The organism is Actinomycetospora lutea (genome assembly GCF_028737205.1).
Classification (GTDB): Bacteria; Actinomycetota; Actinomycetes; order Mycobacteriales; family Pseudonocardiaceae; genus Actinomycetospora; species Actinomycetospora lutea.
Genome location: NZ_JAQZAL010000034.1, coordinates 33,314 through 48,182 on the forward strand (window position 1 = coordinate 33,314; position 14,869 = coordinate 48,182).

A 14,869-nucleotide genomic window follows, 5' to 3' on the forward strand; every position below is an offset into this window, starting at 1 on the left:
ACTTCGTCTCCTGAGAGACTTCGCGGGTGCGCGTCTTCGTCGGATCGGACCACGCAGGGTTCGAGCTCAAGGCCCATCTGCTGCGCGAGCTGGCCAAGGCCGGCCACGACGTCGTCGACGTCGGCCCCGCCGAGCTCGACCCGAACGACGACTACCCGCCGTTCTGCGTCCAGACCGGTCTGCGGACCGTGTCGGCGCAGGGCAGCCTCGGCATCGTGATCGGCGGCTCGGGCAACGGCGAGCAGATCGCGGCCAACAAGGTCCCGGGCTGCCGGGCGGCGCTCGCGTGGAGCGTCGAGACCGCGCAGCTCGCGCGCAAGCACAACAACGCGCAGGTCGTCGCCGTCGGCGCGCGGATGCACACCGCCGAGCAGGCCACCGAGATCGTCAACGCCTTCCTCGCGACCGCGTTCGAGGGCGGGCGCCACCAGCGCCGCATCGACATGCTCACCGACTACGAGCAGACCGGGGTGCCCCCGGCGCTGCCCGAGGAGTGACGTCCGCTCAGCGGTCGTCGGGATTCGGGTAGTCGAAGCGGCCCCCGCGTCCCACTCCGAGCGCTGCTGCAGGCTGTAAAGGACGTTCATGGCGCAGTGCTTGACGTCGTCCTCGTTGCCCGTCCGATCGGACTGCTCCTGCGGGCGCGCCGTCCAGCGGCGAAGGGCCCGGACCGGGGACTGGGCGGCCGCCGGGCGGGGTAGGCAGGCGCGTGCCCGAAGGCCACACGATTCGCCGCCTCGTGCGGACCCACACCCGGCGGTTCGTGGGCCACGAGGTGGCCGTGTCGTCCCCGCAGGGCCGGTTCGCGCGGGACGCCGAGCTGGTCGACGGCCGGGTGCTGCAGCGTGCCGACGCCCACGGCAAGCACCTCTTCCACGTCTACGCCGACGACCTCGTCGTGCACGTCCACCTGGGGCTGTACGGCAAGTTCTCGATGCACACCGGGGACGTGACGCCGCCGCGCGGCCAGGTCCGGATGCGCATGGTCGGGCCGAGCCACTGGGCCGACCTGCGGGGGCCGATCGCCTGCGAGGTGCTCACCGAGGGCGAGGTCGACGGGCTGCGCTCCCGGCTCGGTGCCGACCCGCTGCGCCGCGACACCGACCCCGAGGGCGCCTGGGCCCGCATCTCGCGCTCCCGCGCGCCCCTGGCCACGTTGCTCATGGACCAGTCGGTGATCGCCGGGGTCGGCAACGTCTACCGCGCCGAGGTCCTCTTCCGGCACGGGATCGACCCGCTGCTGCCCGGCCGCGAGCTCGGGCGGGAGCGGTGGGAGGCGGTGTGGGCCGACCTCGTCGACCTGCTCGCCGACGGCGTGCGTCGCGGGGCGATCGACACCGTGCGGCACGAGCACCGGTCCTGTGATCACGAGCACGGCCAGCCGCACCGACGCAGCTGTGGCCGCGAGGTGTACGTGTACCGCCGGACGGGCCAGCCGTGCCGCGTCTGCAGCACGGAGATCAGCGAACGGACGCACGCGAGCCGGAACCTGTTCTGGTGCGCCCGATGCCAGTCCGCGACCTGACCGTTACGTTTCGCCCCCCGCCGCCGATGCGTCACCCGAGGGGATGACGCGTGGCCTGTCCCGAACGGGCGAAACGGTCACGTACCGTCCCCCGGCGAGTCCGTTCTGTCCGGGTCGTTCGGCCCGGCGAGGAGGTGTGCGTGGCGCGGGAGACGGAGCGGAGCGGAGCTCGACCCATCGGTCGGGAGACGGGGCAGCGTTCTCGGTGGCAGCTGACCACCCGCTCACGGTTCGCGCTCGTCCTCGGGCTCGCCGGTCTCGCGGTCGCGGGGGTGCAGGTCGCGATGCTCAGCGACCCCCCGACCGTCATCCAGATCGTCGTGGTGGCCTTCTGGGGCCTCGTCGGCTTCGGTTACCTGCTCTCCGCCGCGGCCACGCGCCTGCGCGAACGCCGGCGGCCCGCGCCCGTCCCCGTCGCGGCCGCACCCGTCGAGGAGATCGTCCCGGTGCCGGTCCGCCCGGCCCGTCCCCGGCCGCGGGGGGCGTCGGCGGCCGGCAGGACGGACGGCGCGGACGGCACGGCCGGCACCGCGGCAGCCGGCGCCGCCCGGACCGAGGTGGTGCCGGCGTCGGCGCGCCCCGCCCGCGACCGGCACGATGCGCAGGACCGCGAGCCCGCGCGGCCTGCGGACGGTGCCCCTCGCACCGAGGTCGAGCGGCCCGCGGCGGCGCCGACCGAGGTCGTGCGGCCGGCGCCGGTGCGCCCGGGACCGGCGCGCCCGGGACCGGCGCGCCCGGAGCCCGCGCGGACCACGGCCGTGCGGCCCCCGGCGCCCGCGCGCCCGGTCGCCGCGCCCACCGCTGCCACCACCGCGGCCGCCCCCGTCGCGACGTCGCGTGTGGCGATCCCGGCCCGGCGCCCCGAGCGCCCGGCGCCCGCCGGCGCGCCCGACCCGACCACCGTCGCGCTCCGGCGCGCCTCGGCGACGACGGCGACGAGCGCGGCGACCCGCACCGAGTCGCGGCCGGCCACGGCGATGCCGACCGGGGCCGGTTCCTCGCTGTCCTTCGGCGCCGGGCCGGACGCCGACCCCGCGCCGCGGATCGCCCGGCCCGACCCGCTCGACCCGTCCACGCCCCTGCCGGTGCTCGCGGAGCTCCCGCTCGACGCCGCACCGGCGCCCCGGACGCCCTCGCCGATCTCCGGGCCGCTGGCGACAGCCGGTGCCCGGGCGTCCGGGGACGCGCCGCGGTCCACCGGTCGCCGGCACGCCGCGCAGGACGCCGACGCCCCGGCGCCGCGCCGTCCCCGGCACCGCGCGGACGTCGAGGACCCGGTCGCGGCCCGGCGCGGCACCCCCGGACCGAGCTCCGGGCGGCACGCGAGCGTCGGCCCCGCCGCTCGGTAGCCTCGAGGGTGTCCGATCCGTCCCGTCCGTGAGGAACGTGATGACCGAGCCCGCCGAGCGCACCGACCCGACCGAGGGCGCCTCCGAGCCGGGAGTGACCACGCACCGGCCCTGGATCCGCATCGTCACCCTGATCGTCCTGGCGGTGTTCGTCATCGCGACCCTGGTGAGCGCCCTGGCCCTCTAGGCAGGATGCCGGGGTGCACCCGGACGAGCTGGTCGAGCGCCTGCGCCAGGTGTGCCTCGCGCTCCCCGAGACCACCGAGAAGATCAGCCACGGGTCGCCGTCGTGGTTCGTGCGCAGGATGTTCGTGAGCTACGTCGGCCACCACCACGGCGACGAGCACCTGGCCATCTGGGCGGCCGCGCCCGAGGGGGCGCAGGAGGAGATGGTCACCGCCGACCCCGAGCGGTTCTTCGTCCCGCCCTACGTGGGGCACCGCGGCTGGCTGGGGCTGCGGCTCGACGTCGAGCCCGCGGGGCCCGACTGGGACGAGGTCCGCGAGGTGGTCACCGACGCCTACCGCCACATCGCGCCGAAGCGGCTCGCGGCGCGACTCGGCCCGGGCCCTTGACCTCGACGATGCTCGAGGTTCCACCCTGGTCGCCATGAGCACCGACCTGCCGGCCCTGCCCGACGACTTCGCGCGGGTGCTGGCCGTGGCCGCCCACCCCGACGACCTCGAGTACGGCACGGCCGCCGCCGTCGCCGCCTGGACGGCCTCCGGGCGCGAGGTGGCCTACGTCCTCGTCACCCGCGGCGAGGCCGGGATCGCCGACATGCCGCCCGAGCAGGCGGCCGCCGTGCGCGAGGAGGAGGAGCGGCGCAGCGCCGCGGCGGTCGGCGTCCACGACGTGCGCTTCCTCGGGCACCGCGACGGCGTGGTCGTCGAGGGGATCGACCTGCGCCGCGACCTCGCCCGCGAGATCCGCCGCGCCCGCCCGGAGATGGTGGTCGTCAACAGCCACCACGAGACCTTCGGACCCGGGGCGTGGAACAGCGCCGACCACCGGGCGGTCGGCCGCGCGACCATCGACGCCGTGAGCGACGCCGGCAACCGGTGGATCTTCCCGGAACTCGTCGACGAGGGCTTCGAGCCGTGGGGCGGCGTGAAGCGCGTCGCGGTGGCGGCCTCGACGCAGCCGACGCACGAGATGGACGTGAGCGGCCACCAGGAGGCCGCGATCGCCTCGCTGTCCGAGCACGCCGCCTACCTCGCCGCGCTCGACCCGCGCCCGGTCGCCGAGCAGGCCCGCGAGGTCGTGCTCATGACCACCGGCGGCGAGGACGGCCGGGCGCGGGTGTCGTTCGAGGTCTTCGGCTGACGGGCGTCAGCCCGGGAACAGCCCGGGGGCCGCGCGCCCGTCCGCCGGAGGCACCGGGGCGGTGGGGGCGGCCGTCGGGTTCGGGGCCGGCGCGGGCGCCGGAGCGGCCGCGGCCAGCGCGGGCAGGACGCCGAGCGCGTGCCCGTCGGCGGACGGCCCGCCGGCGAGCAGTGCCTCGCCCGCGGTGAACGGGGTGAGCCAGGGCGCGGGCGCGCAGACGCCGTGACCTGCGAAGGCCGGGCGGACGTCGACGAAGCGCATCCCGGCCGCGGTGACGCGCTCGGCGAGCACGGTGTCGAGGCGGTTCACGGCGTCGTCGAGGCGCGCGGCCCGCGCGGCGTCGGCGGCCCCGTCCGGGCAGGCCTTCACCTCCGCGAGCAGGGGGAAGCCGGTGACGGTCACCGCGGCGCGCGGGGCGCGGCGGCGGACGTCGGCGAGCGCCGCGTCCAGCGACCCGGGCAGCGTCCGCAGGGCACGGTCGAAGCGGCCGACCGCCTCGTCGCAACGCGCCGGCGTGCCCGCGCTCGAGCACGCGGCCGCGAGGGCGCCGAGCCCCGTGGCGTCGGCGCCGACCGTGGCGGTGACGACCTCGGTGGTGTCCGAGAGCGAGCTGAACTGCCCGTTGCCGCCGCTGCCGGACGCCGACGCGCACGCCCGCGAGGTCCAGGCGGTCTCGCCGGCGGCGCGGGCGAGCAGGGCCGGGTAGGCGAGCGGGCTGCGCCGGCACGTCCCGGAGGCGGCCTCGACCGCGCCCGCCGCGGTCCCGGCGGCCCAGGAGTCGCCGAGCGCGACCCGCCGGTCGCCGTCGCCGCCGCTGCCCGGGCTGCCAGGCGGTGCCGCGGCGGCCTGCGCCGCGCCGAGCACCAGCGTCGCCGCCACGAGCGTCGCCGCCACCACCGAGCGACCGCCCACGCCGCCCCCCGATCTCCGCAATGCTCACTCCGCATCGGCGGCGGTCAGTGTCGGTCTCGACAGCCACACGAGGGGGTGGCGTCACGCCATCGAGGGTCGACGACCACCCACACGGGTGGAGTGATCGCGGGGGACCTGCTGACGTCCACCGTCGGCCGCCGGCGGCCGGCGAGCCGACCCACGGGTCAGGCCGCGGCGGCGAGGGCGGGGCGGTCGAGGGCGAACGAGCCGATCGGGCGGCGGCTGGTCCCGGTGGTGGCGAGCTCGGCGAGGACGCGGCCGAGCAGCGAGGCGAACGTGGACGCGTGCCCGGCCCCGACGCCGACGCTGACGCGGGGCTCGCCGGGCAGGGTGTCGACCACCGGGTGCCCGTCGGGCGGGATGGTGCTCAGGCGCGTCCTGGTGCGGATCTCGGGGCCGAGGAAGCCGGGCACGTGCGCGGCGAGGAACTCGTGCCGGCGCCGCGCGTCGGTGGAGGCCTCGTGCCCGAGCTTCGTGGCCACCTCGCCGTCGACGGGGAAGCCGTGGACGATCTGCGCGCCGTGCCAGGTGAACACCGGGAAGCGGGCGGGCGAGAAGTCGAGCAGGTGCGGTGTCGCGTAGGAGGTCACCTGCTCCTGGTGGAGCGTGAGCGGCACCGGGGCGACCAGCCCGTCGAGGACCGCGTTGGTGCCCGCCTCGGCGGCGACGACCACGTGCTCGGCGCGGACGACCTCGTCGTCGAGGACGACCTCCACGTGGCCGGCGGTGGGGCGCAGCGCGCGGACGGGGCTGTGCGCGCGGACCTCCGCGCCGTGCCCGCGGGCGAGCGCGAGGTGGGTGGCGTCGGCGCGCGCGGCGTCGAGGATGCCCGTGCGCCGCTGGTACATCGCCTCCTCGGTGCCCGCGAGGCGGAACTGCGGCCAGCGGCGCTGCACGGCGCGGGCGTCGAGGAGCTCGAAGTCGACGTCGTGGCGGTCGGCCACCGCGGCGTGGCCCCCGAGGACCCGCCCGCAGGCACCGCGGCCGGCCAGGTCCTCGATGACCAGCCCGCCGGTCTCGGCGACCAGCGTCTGCCCGGACACGCGCTCGACGTCGCGCCACGTGGCGTAGGCCTCGCGGGCCAGGGCGGCGTACGCGTCGCGCGGCTGGGCGTAGCGCAGGACCCGCGCGTGGTCCTCGTCGGCGCCGCGGCCCGGCGCGTCGCGCTCGAGCACGAGCACGCGGGCGCCGAGCGCGCGGGAGAGCCAGTAGGCCGCGGCGGAGCCGAGGGCCCCGCAGCCGACGACCACGTGGCGGAGATCGGTGCGAGGCACGGTGTGATCACTCCGGACGGGTCGGCGGCGTGTCCACCATCGCCGCTCACCCGGCCGCGTGGTCCGGATCGGCGATCGTCACTGCCTCTGCTCTCATCAGGTCGGACTTATGAGTTCGCCCCGTTGGCGGCGTGGGCGGGGCAGGATCACGGTCATGGACGTCGAGCTGCGGCAGCTGCGGGTGTTCCTCACCGTGGCCTCCGAGCTGCACTTCAGCCGGGCGGCCAAGCGGCTGCACGTCAGCCAGCCGGCGCTCTCGCAACAGATCCGCGCGCTGGAGAAGACCCTCGGCGCGGCCCTGTTCGACCGCTCGAGCCGGGCCACGGAGCTCACGCCCGCCGGGCGGGTGCTGCTCGACGCGGCCCCGCGCGTGCTGTTCGAGGCCGAGCGGGCGCAGTCGCTGGTGCGGCAGGCGTCGAACGGCGCGGTCGGCCTGCTCGTCGTCGGGTCGGTGGGGACGGCGCTGGCCTCGATCACCCCGCGCATCCTGCGGTCGATGCGGGAGTCGTTCCCCGATCTGCAGCTGGAGGTGTCCCAGCTGGACACCGCCGCGCAGCTCGTGGCGATCGCCGACGGGCGGGTCGACGTCGGGCTCGTGCGCGCGGCGCCGTCGACGGAGACGGTCGCCGTCGAGCACCTGGTCTCCGAGCCGCTGCTCGCCGCGCTGCCGGGCGACCACCCGCTGGCGGCGGAGGACGAGATCGAGCCCGAGGCGCTGGCCGAGGAGCCGTTCGTGCTCTGGCCCCGGCCGCTGGGCACGGCGTTCTTCGACATCATCACGGGCTACTGCCGCGACCACGGCTTCAGCCCGGACATCGTCGCCGAGGGCGCCGACATCGAGACCCAGCTCGGCCTCGTGGCCGCGGGGCTCGGGGTGTCGCTGCAGCCGGCGTACTACGCGAACCTGCGCCCGCCCGGCGTGGTGTTCCGCCCACTGTCGGGCGACGTGCCGATGGTCGCGCTGCAGGTCGCCTGGCGCCGCGCCGACCGCTCGCCCGCCGTGGCCCACTTCGTCGACGCGGCGCGCGCCCTCGGCACGTGAGCGATCTCCCGAGCCGTGGCTCAGGGGATCAAGCACGTCCTACCAGGGGACGTGCTCGCCGTCCTGCAGGTACGAGCCGGAGGGGAAAGCGCCGGGGGAGCGGACGACGTCGACGATCCCGGCCGCGCCGTCGGCGATCGGGCGCCCGCCTGCGCCGCCCATGTCGGTGGCGGTCCAGCCGGGCGACACGGCGTGCACGGCGATCCCGTCGCGGGTCAGCGCGTCGGCGAACACGCGGGTCAGCGCGTTCACGCCGGCCTTCGACACGCTGTAGGCCGGCGACGACGCGCCCATGCGCGCCAGCGACCCGAGCCCGCTGGTCACGTTGACGATCACCGGGTCGCGGCCGGCGCGCAGCAGCGGGGCGAACGCCTGGCTCAGGCGCCACGGGGCGAGGACGTTGGTGCGCCACGCCCCCTCGGCGACCTCGAGGTCCTCGGTGACGGGGTCGGCGCCGCGGTCGAAGTTGACCGCCGCGTTGTTCACCAGCGCGTCCAGCCGCCCGTGGCGCCGGTCGACCGCCTCCACGGCGGCCTGCACGGACTCGGGCTCGGTGACGTCGAGGGTCAGCGACCAGGCGCCGTCGCCCAGCTCCTTCGCCGTCGACGCGCCCGCCGCGGGATCGCGCGCCGCGACCACCACCGTGTCGCCCGCGGCCACCAGCTGCCGCGCGATCTCGACGCCGAGCCCGCGCCCGGCCCCGGTCACGAGCACGACGCGCCCGTCGTTCGGTTCGCCCATGCCCCGCGAGTGCCCGCCGCCGCCCAACGGCCAACGTCTCCAAACGAAAGTTTACTGTCACTTCGCGTACGGTCGGGTCATCCGACGTCCCGACGACGGGAGCGACGATGTCCACCACGACCATCCCCCGGCACATGCAGCGCGACCGGTTCGCGCCCGTGCCGGAGACGCAGGCCGCCCGCGACGAGGACGACTTCCCGACGATCCGCACGGCGATCGGCACCGCCGCCCGGCTGGTGACGCGCTACGCCGACGTCCGCGAGGTGCTCGGCGACGCCGAGCGCTTCTCCAACGAGGGCCTGCCCCGGCGGCCCACCCCCGAGGACGGCGTCGACCCCCGCGCCGGCAACCTGCTCGCGACCGACCCGCCCGAGCACACCCGGCTGCGCCGCCTGCTCACCGGCGAGTTCACCGTCAAGCGCATCCGGTGCCTCGAGCCGCGCATCACCGAGATCGTCGACGACCACCTCGACGCCATGGCCGCCCCCGGCCCCCCGGCCGACCTGGTGGGCGCGTTCGCCCTGCCGGTGCCCAGCCTCGTGATCTGCGAGCTGCTCGGCGTCCCGTACGCCGACCGCGAGGAGTTCCAGGGCCGCGCCACCCGCCAGATCGACCTGAGCCTCCCCCTCGAGGAGCGCGGGCGCGTCGCCGCCGAGTCGCGCGCCTACATGGGCGAGCTCGTCGACCGCGCGTGGTCCGCACCCGGCGACGACATGCTCGGCATGCTGATCCGCGAGCACGGCGACGACCTGTCCCGCTCCGAGCTCATCGGGATCGCGTCCCTGCTGCTCATCGCCGGCCACGAGACCACCGCCAACATGCTGGGCCTCGGGACGCTCGCCCTGCTGCGCGCGCCCGACCAGCTCGCCCTCGTGCGCGACGAGCCCGGCGCCGTCGCCCCGGCGATCGAGGAGCTGCTGCGCTACCTGTCGGTCGTGCACTCGGGCATCCCGCGCCTCGCCCGCCACGACACGACGGTCGGCGGGCGCCCGGTCCGCGCCGGCGAGCTGCTCGTGCTCTCGCTGCCCGCCGCCAACCGGGACCCGGTGACCACCGACCACCCCGACGTCCTCGACGTCACGCGCGCGATCGCCCCGCACGTGGCCTTCGGGCACGGCGTGCACCACTGCCTCGGCGCGCCGCTGGCCCGCGCGGAGATGGCGGTGGCCTTCCCCGCGCTGCTGCGACGGTTCCCGGGGCTCGCGCCGGGCATTCCGTTCGACGAGGTCGAGTTCCGCTCGGCCACCGTGGTGCACGGGCTGCGCGCGCTGCCCGTGACCTGGTGACCACCACCACCCCGGAAGGACCACCATGAGGATCCAGGCCGACCGCGACATCTGCATCGGTGCCGGCAACTGCGTGCTCGCGGCCGAGGACGTCTTCGACCAGGACGACGACGCGGTCGTCCTGGTGCTCCAGGAGTACCCGGGTCCCGACCAGGAGTCCGAGGTCCGCAACGCCGTCGCCCAGTGCCCGTCGGGCGCCCTGTCGCTGGTCGAGGACTGAGACCGGTCGAGCACGACCGGTTAGGGTGAGGGCGGTGTCGGCCCCGTCAGACCCGGTGATCCGGCCCCTGCGCGCGGACGCCGCCCGCAACCACGCCGCGATCCTCGCCGCGGCGCGGGCCGCCCTCGAGGCCGACGGGCCGGACGTGGCGCTCGAGGAGGTCGCCCGGCGCGCGGGGGTCGCCCCCTCGACGCTCTACCGCCGCTTCGCCGGCCGCGACGACCTGGTCACCGCGGTGCTCGAGGACTACGTCGCCGAGTCCGTCGAACCGCTGCTCGCGCGCGCCGCGGCCGTCGAGGACCCGTGGGCGGCGCTCACCGGCGTGCTCGAGGGCCTCGTCGACGGCGTCACCCGCCACCGCGGCCTGCTCGCCGCCGCCAAGGCGGTGGGGGCCTTCACCCCCGAGCTCGCCGACCGGACCCTCGCGCCCCTGGGCGACCTGCTGCGCCGCGGGCAGGCCGCCGGCGTCGTCCGCGGCGACCTCGAGCCCGAGGACCTGTTCGTGGTCGTCCAGATGGCCGTGGTGACCGCGGAGCGCGACGCCCGCCGGTGGCCGCGGTACCTCAACCTGCTGCTCGACGGGATGGCCGCGCGTCCCGGGTGATCCGCGCGCCTAGTCTCTGCAGCCGTGCTGAGGGGATGGACGGTCCACGGCGACGGTCGGGCGCCCGCGCCCGGCGAGGTCGTGAAGCCCGACGAGCGCCTGTCGTGGGGCCGCACGGTGGGCCTCGGCGCCCAGCACGTGCTGGCGATGTTCGGGGCGACCTTCGTGTTCCCCGTGCTCATGGGCCTCGACCCCAACCTCGCGATCCTGCTCTCGGGGCTCGCGACGATGCTGTTCCTGCTGATGACGCGCGGGCGGGTGCCCAGCTACCTCGGGACGAGCGCGTCGTTCGTCGGCGTCGTCGCCGCGGTCCGGGCCGACGGGGGCACCAGCGCCGAGGTCACCGGGGCGATCGCGGTGTGCGGCGTGGTCGTCGCCCTCGTCGGGCTCGCCGTGCACCTCGGCGGCGCGCGCTTCGTCTCCGCCGTGCTGCCACCGGCCGTGACGGGCGCGGTCGTCCTGCTCATCGGCTTCAACCTCGCCCCGGTCGTCGCCGGCACCTACTGGCCGCAGGACGAGGCCGTCGCGCTGATCACGATGCTCGTCGTCATGGGCACCGCCGTCGCCGGTCGCGGCATGCTCTCGCGGCTCGGGGTGCTCGTCGGGCTCGTCGTGGGCTTCGGGCTCTCGCTGCTGCTCGACGCGACGCTGGGCCCGATCACCGGCCCGGACGCCTCGGGTGTCGTGTCCACCCACCCGCGCGTCGACCTCTCCGGGGTCGGCGAGGCGCCGTGGATCGGGCTGCCGCTCGGCACGCCGGAGCTGCCCGGGCTGCACCTGCCGGCGTTCAGCGCCTCGGCGATCCTGCTCGTGGTGCCCGTGGCGATCGCGCTGATCGCCGAGAACACCGGGCACGTCAAGGGCGTCGCGAGCATGACCCGCGAGGACCTCGACCCCTACCTCGGCCGCGCGCTCGCCGCCGACGGTATCGCGACGGCCGTCGCCGGCGGCGTCGGCGGCTCGCCGACCACCACCTACGCCGAGAACATCGGCGTCATGGCCGCGACGCGCGTCTACTCGACCGCGGCGTACTGGGTGGCGGCCGTCGTCGCGATCCTGATCGGCTTCTGCCCGAAGTTCGGCGCGGTCGTCGCGGCCACGCCCGGCGGCGTGCTCGGCGGGATCACCGTGGTGCTCTACGGGATGATCGGACTGCTCGGGGCCCGGATCTGGGTGGAGAACAAGGTCGACTTCTCCCGCCCCGAGGTCCTCGTCCCGCTCGCCGCGGGCATCGTCATCGGCATCGGTGACGTGGCCCTGTCCGCGGGCGGCGGCTCGCTGTCGGGGATCGCGCTGGGCTCGATCGTCGTGATCGTCGGCTACCACGCGCTGCGGCGGCTGGCACCGCCGTCGACGCCGGCGCCGGACGAGCAGCGCCAGGAGCAGCACGAGGAGCAGCCCAGAGGCCGCGACGGGCGCTAGCCCGTGGCCAGCCCGTCGAGCAGCGCGAGCAGGGCACGGCCGTAGAGGTCGGCCGGCACGGTGTCGCGCGCGAGGCGCGGATCAGCGCGGTGACATCGCCAGCTCAGGCATCCATCGCGATGACGACCTTGCCGAGCACGTGCCCGTCCTCCACGGCGGCGAGCGCGTCGGCCGCCCGCGCGAAGGGCAGGACGGTGCGCACCCACGGGTCGAGGTCCTCGGCCGCCACCCGGGCGGCGAGGGCCTCGAGCACCGCCGTGCTGCGGTCGCGGGGCACGTCGCGGCCGCCGAGTTCGGCGACCAGGGGCTTGTCGGCGACCGAGAACAGCCGCGACGGGTCGACGAGCGGGGCGACCGCGCGCAGGGCGTCGCCGCCGACCAGGTCGAAGACGCCGTCGACGCCCTGCGGTGCCGCCGCGAGCACGTGGTGGGCGACGTCGTGGCCGCCGACCACGGCGGTCGCGCCCAGCTCGCCGAGCAGGTCCTGCTTGCCCTCGCTCGCGGTCCCGACGACGTGCAGCCCGCGCGCCCGGGCGAGCTGCACCGTGGGGATGCCGACCCCGCCGCCTGCGCCGTTGACGAGCAGGGTGGCGCCGGCGGGCAGGTCCAGCGCCTGGAGCGCGTCGTACGCGGTGCCGGCCGCGACGGGCAGGGCGGCGGCGTCGCGGGCGGAGACCCCGTCCGGGCGGTGGGCCGCGAACGACGCCGTCACCAGCGCCTGCTCGGCCCAGCCGCCGACCATGCCCGGGCAGCCGCCGAACACCTCGTCGCCGACCGCGACGCCCGTGACGCCCGGGCCGAGCGCGACGACCGTGCCGGCCACCTCGCGGCCGAGCACCGCCGGGCCCTCGTGGCCGTACTCACCGCGCCGCAGCCGCCAGTCGCCCGGGTTCACGCCGGCGGCGGCGACCCGGACGAGGAGCTGGTCGGGGCCGGGGTCGGGCACCGGGACGTCGAGGTAGGCCTGCTGGTCGGGGCCGCCGGCCCGGAGGAATCCGTACGCGCGCACGGCTCCTTCCTACTCCCCGCGGCGGGCCCTCCACGTGGCGAGCAGACCGGTCGCGACCGCCCCGGCCAGCGACAGCCCGGACAGCGCGAGCAGGTACGCGGCGAGCCACACGTGCTTGAACACCTCGACGTAGCCGTCCCCGGCGACCGCGACGACGACGAGCCCGAGCGCGGTGCCGGCGGCCAGCCCCGCGGCGAGCGACCAGCGCCCCGCGCGGCCCTGCCACCGCGCGGTCGCCGCCGCGGCGAGGGCGACCACCACCAGCGCGGTCGGCAACCACGGCGGGAGGCGGGGGTCGGCGAGGACCTGCGCGAGGTCGGGCTGGCGCGCCCCCGACCAGCCGGGGTTCCCCGAGGGCGCCGAGAGCCTCGACGGCGAGGCCGGTCCGGAGTCGAGGTAGGGGAGGTCGGCGAGCGTCGTGGCCTGCAGTCCGACGCCGACCGCCCGCGCCGCGACCGCCGGGTGCTCGGCGAGCAGCAGCAGCGCCGCGCGTCGCGTCTCGGCGGGCCGGTCGAGGATCGCGCCCTCCCACCACGGCGTGTTGTCCGGGCGCGGCGGGCCGTTGAAGTAGCCGTTGCCGGTGAGCGCGACGGCGTCGGGCGGCAGGCCCAGCTCGGCGGCCGCGGGCGGGCCGAGCTCGAGCAGGACGGTGGTGAAGACCAGGTTGTGCGCGTTGACGGACCCGTAGAACTCCTGCTGGCGCTCGAGCGCGGCCGTCACGGGCAGGACGGCCACGAAGGCCGTCACGACGGCGAGCGCGGGACCGGCGCGGCGCGCGTGCCGGACGCCGACGGCCGTGAGCGCGCAGACAAGTACCGCCGCGGCGAGCACCGGGACGTAGGCGACCTTCGCGGTGGTCGCGACCAGCCCGCCGACGGCGGTGAGCACGAGCGCCGTGACCCGCGCGGACCGGTGATCGGGGCGGGTCGCGAGCACCGCGGCGACGCCGACCCCGACCGTCAGGGTGCCGAGCAGACCGCCGGGCTCGTTGTAGGTGGAGACGAAGAAGCGCGGGAAGGTGGCCGCCGCGAGCGGGAGCACCGGGACCGCGACGGCGAGCGCGCGTCGTCGCCCCGCGGCCGATGCGGCCCACGCGCCGGCACCCACGACCAGGCCGACCAGCAGCGCGTACGTCCACCCGAGCACCACCGGCGACCACGTGCCCGACGTGAGGTGCGTCGTGGCGCGCGCGATCACCAGCGAGGAGGACGGGACCGGGTCGGCACAGGTCGGCGGGCCGATCGCGTACGAGCGGACCCAGCCCTCCTGCCAGCTGGCGAAGCCGTCGAGGGTGTCGGGTCGCAGCCCCGCGCCGCAGTAGAGGCGGTAGCCGTCGCCGTTGTCCTCGACGCCCAGCGGGCTCCCGCGGAACAGCCGGGCACCGAGCACGACCACCAGCGACGCGGCGAGTCCGGCGACGACACCGAGCAGGACGCGGTGCGCCCGCTGCGCGGGTGGCCCCGGCCGGGAGGTCTCGCTCGTGTCGGTCACGTCCGCCGTCCCGGTGGCCATCGGCGCCCATGATGCCCGAGGGGCGCGGGTCAGCTCCGGGCCCGGTGCAGGTCGAGCAGCAGCGCGATCTCGGCGCCGTGGTGCAGCAGCTCGCGGTGGATGTGCAGCACGAGCATCGCCATCGGCGCGTCGGCGTAGGGCCCCTCGCTCGGCCCGCACGGCGCCTCGAGGTCGGCCTCGCGCACGCCCGCGGTCCACGCCGCGTAGGCGTCGTCGAGCTGGACGAGGGCCTCGCGAGCGGTCGCGGCGTAGTGGTGGGTGGCGTAGTCGACCGGGGGGCCGCCGAAGTGTCCCGCGACGCGCATCCCGAGCACGCCGACGATGACGTGCCCGAGGCGCCAGGCGATGGTCGTGACGGGCGGGGGTCCGGCTCCGGGAACGCGAAGTCGATCACCAGGTCACCCGCGCCCGCCGCCATCGGCGTCGTCGCCTCCGCGCGGGGCCGCACGCCCCACGCGCCCGGGGCGGGCTCCCACGCGTACTGCTCGTCGGTCAGCCCGTCCAGGCGTGGGCGCCACACGCGCCACGGGAAGTCGACCTGGTCGAGCAGCAGGGCGTTCCAGTCCAGGGCCACGCCGTGACGGTAGCGAGGGGGACCGACGGCCCTGCCCGGTCGGACGGGGACG

General features: G+C 76.5%; 16 protein-coding genes and 1 pseudogene. 11 read left to right on the top strand and 6 right to left on the bottom strand.

Annotated elements, in window-relative coordinates; translation table 11 throughout:
• The first annotated feature begins 26 nt into the window (after window positions 1-26).
• The 6 genes from PHK61_RS27105 (at window position 27) to PHK61_RS27130 (ending at window position 4,200) form a co-directional block, all read left to right on the top strand.
• Entirely contained in the window at window positions 27-497 is a 471-nt protein-coding gene (locus PHK61_RS27105) for a ribose-5-phosphate isomerase (RefSeq protein ID WP_274284143.1), read from the top strand.
• A gap of 212 nt (window positions 498-709) precedes the next feature.
• Complete coding sequence (locus tag PHK61_RS27110) at window positions 710-1,525, top strand: Fpg/Nei family DNA glycosylase (protein WP_274284144.1); 816 nt, start codon at window positions 710-712, stop codon at window positions 1,523-1,525.
• Between the two features lie 140 nt (window positions 1,526-1,665).
• A complete protein-coding gene (locus PHK61_RS27115; RefSeq protein ID WP_274284145.1) occupies window positions 1,666-2,874 on the top strand; it encodes a hypothetical protein in 1,209 nt (402 codons plus the stop codon).
• Window positions 2,875-2,914: 40 nt separating this feature from the next.
• Window positions 2,915-3,061 (top strand): hypothetical protein, encoded by a 147-nt coding sequence (locus tag PHK61_RS27120; protein WP_274284146.1) that lies wholly within the window; start codon window positions 2,915-2,917, stop codon window positions 3,059-3,061.
• A gap of 13 nt (window positions 3,062-3,074) precedes the next feature.
• Window positions 3,075-3,449 carry an MmcQ/YjbR family DNA-binding protein gene (locus PHK61_RS27125; protein ID WP_274284147.1) on the top strand — a complete coding sequence of 125 codons (375 nt, stop codon included), beginning with the start codon at window positions 3,075-3,077 and terminating at the stop codon, window positions 3,447-3,449.
• Between the two features lie 34 nt (window positions 3,450-3,483).
• The gene (locus tag PHK61_RS27130) at window positions 3,484-4,200 is read left to right on the top strand and encodes a PIG-L deacetylase family protein (RefSeq protein WP_274284148.1); all 717 of its coding nucleotides are present in this window, start codon (window positions 3,484-3,486) and stop codon (window positions 4,198-4,200) included.
• Between the two features lie 6 nt (window positions 4,201-4,206).
• Here PHK61_RS27130 and PHK61_RS27135 read toward each other — a convergent pair whose 3' ends face one another.
• Both PHK61_RS27135 and PHK61_RS27140 read right to left on the bottom strand, forming a co-directional pair.
• Complete coding sequence (locus tag PHK61_RS27135; RefSeq protein WP_274284149.1) at window positions 4,207-5,112, bottom strand: GDSL-type esterase/lipase family protein; 906 nt, start codon at window positions 5,110-5,112, stop codon at window positions 4,207-4,209.
• Window positions 5,113-5,297: 185 nt separating this feature from the next.
• Window positions 5,298-6,407 (bottom strand): FAD-dependent oxidoreductase, encoded by a 1,110-nt coding sequence (locus tag PHK61_RS27140; protein WP_274284150.1) that lies wholly within the window; start codon window positions 6,405-6,407, stop codon window positions 5,298-5,300.
• A 154-nt stretch (window positions 6,408-6,561) separates the two neighbouring features.
• Between PHK61_RS27140 and PHK61_RS27145 the strand changes: the two genes are divergently transcribed.
• Window positions 6,562-7,449 (top strand): LysR substrate-binding domain-containing protein, encoded by an 888-nt coding sequence (locus tag PHK61_RS27145; RefSeq protein ID WP_274284151.1) that lies wholly within the window; start codon window positions 6,562-6,564, stop codon window positions 7,447-7,449.
• Window positions 7,450-7,488: 39 nt separating this feature from the next.
• Here PHK61_RS27145 and PHK61_RS27150 read toward each other — a convergent pair whose 3' ends face one another.
• A complete protein-coding gene (locus PHK61_RS27150; protein WP_274284152.1) occupies window positions 7,489-8,190 on the bottom strand; it encodes an SDR family NAD(P)-dependent oxidoreductase in 702 nt (233 codons plus the stop codon).
• A gap of 107 nt (window positions 8,191-8,297) precedes the next feature.
• Between PHK61_RS27150 and PHK61_RS27155 the strand changes: the two genes are divergently transcribed.
• Genes PHK61_RS27155 through PHK61_RS27170 form a run of 4 tightly spaced genes read left to right on the top strand, consistent with a single transcriptional unit; the run spans window position 8,298 to window position 11,722 of the window.
• Complete coding sequence (locus PHK61_RS27155) at window positions 8,298-9,476, top strand: cytochrome P450 (protein ID WP_274284153.1); 1,179 nt, start codon at window positions 8,298-8,300, stop codon at window positions 9,474-9,476.
• 25 nt (window positions 9,477-9,501) lie between these two features.
• Window positions 9,502-9,696 (top strand): ferredoxin, encoded by a 195-nt coding sequence (locus PHK61_RS27160; protein ID WP_274284154.1) that lies wholly within the window; start codon window positions 9,502-9,504, stop codon window positions 9,694-9,696.
• 34 nt (window positions 9,697-9,730) lie between these two features.
• A complete protein-coding gene (locus PHK61_RS27165) occupies window positions 9,731-10,300 on the top strand; it encodes a TetR/AcrR family transcriptional regulator (protein WP_274284155.1) in 570 nt (189 codons plus the stop codon).
• A 24-nt stretch (window positions 10,301-10,324) separates the two neighbouring features.
• Window positions 10,325-11,722, top strand: a complete 1,398-nt coding sequence (locus PHK61_RS27170) for a uracil-xanthine permease family protein (RefSeq protein ID WP_420791443.1) — start codon at window positions 10,325-10,327, stop codon at window positions 11,720-11,722.
• A gap of 103 nt (window positions 11,723-11,825) precedes the next feature.
• On the opposite strand, the gene PHK61_RS27175 is transcribed toward PHK61_RS27170, so the two are convergent.
• The 3 genes and pseudogenes from PHK61_RS27175 to PHK61_RS27185 form a co-directional block, all read right to left on the bottom strand.
• Complete coding sequence (locus PHK61_RS27175) at window positions 11,826-12,731, bottom strand: NADP-dependent oxidoreductase (RefSeq protein ID WP_274284156.1); 906 nt, start codon at window positions 12,729-12,731, stop codon at window positions 11,826-11,828.
• Between the two features lie 9 nt (window positions 12,732-12,740).
• The gene (gene wsfD / locus PHK61_RS27180) at window positions 12,741-14,243 is read right to left on the bottom strand and encodes a glycan biosynthesis hexose transferase WsfD (RefSeq protein WP_274284157.1); all 1,503 of its coding nucleotides are present in this window, start codon (window positions 14,241-14,243) and stop codon (window positions 12,741-12,743) included.
• Window positions 14,244-14,272: 29 nt separating this feature from the next.
• Window positions 14,273-14,817: pseudogene (locus tag PHK61_RS27185) on the bottom strand (DinB family protein).
• Window positions 14,818-14,869: the final 52 nt, after the last annotated feature.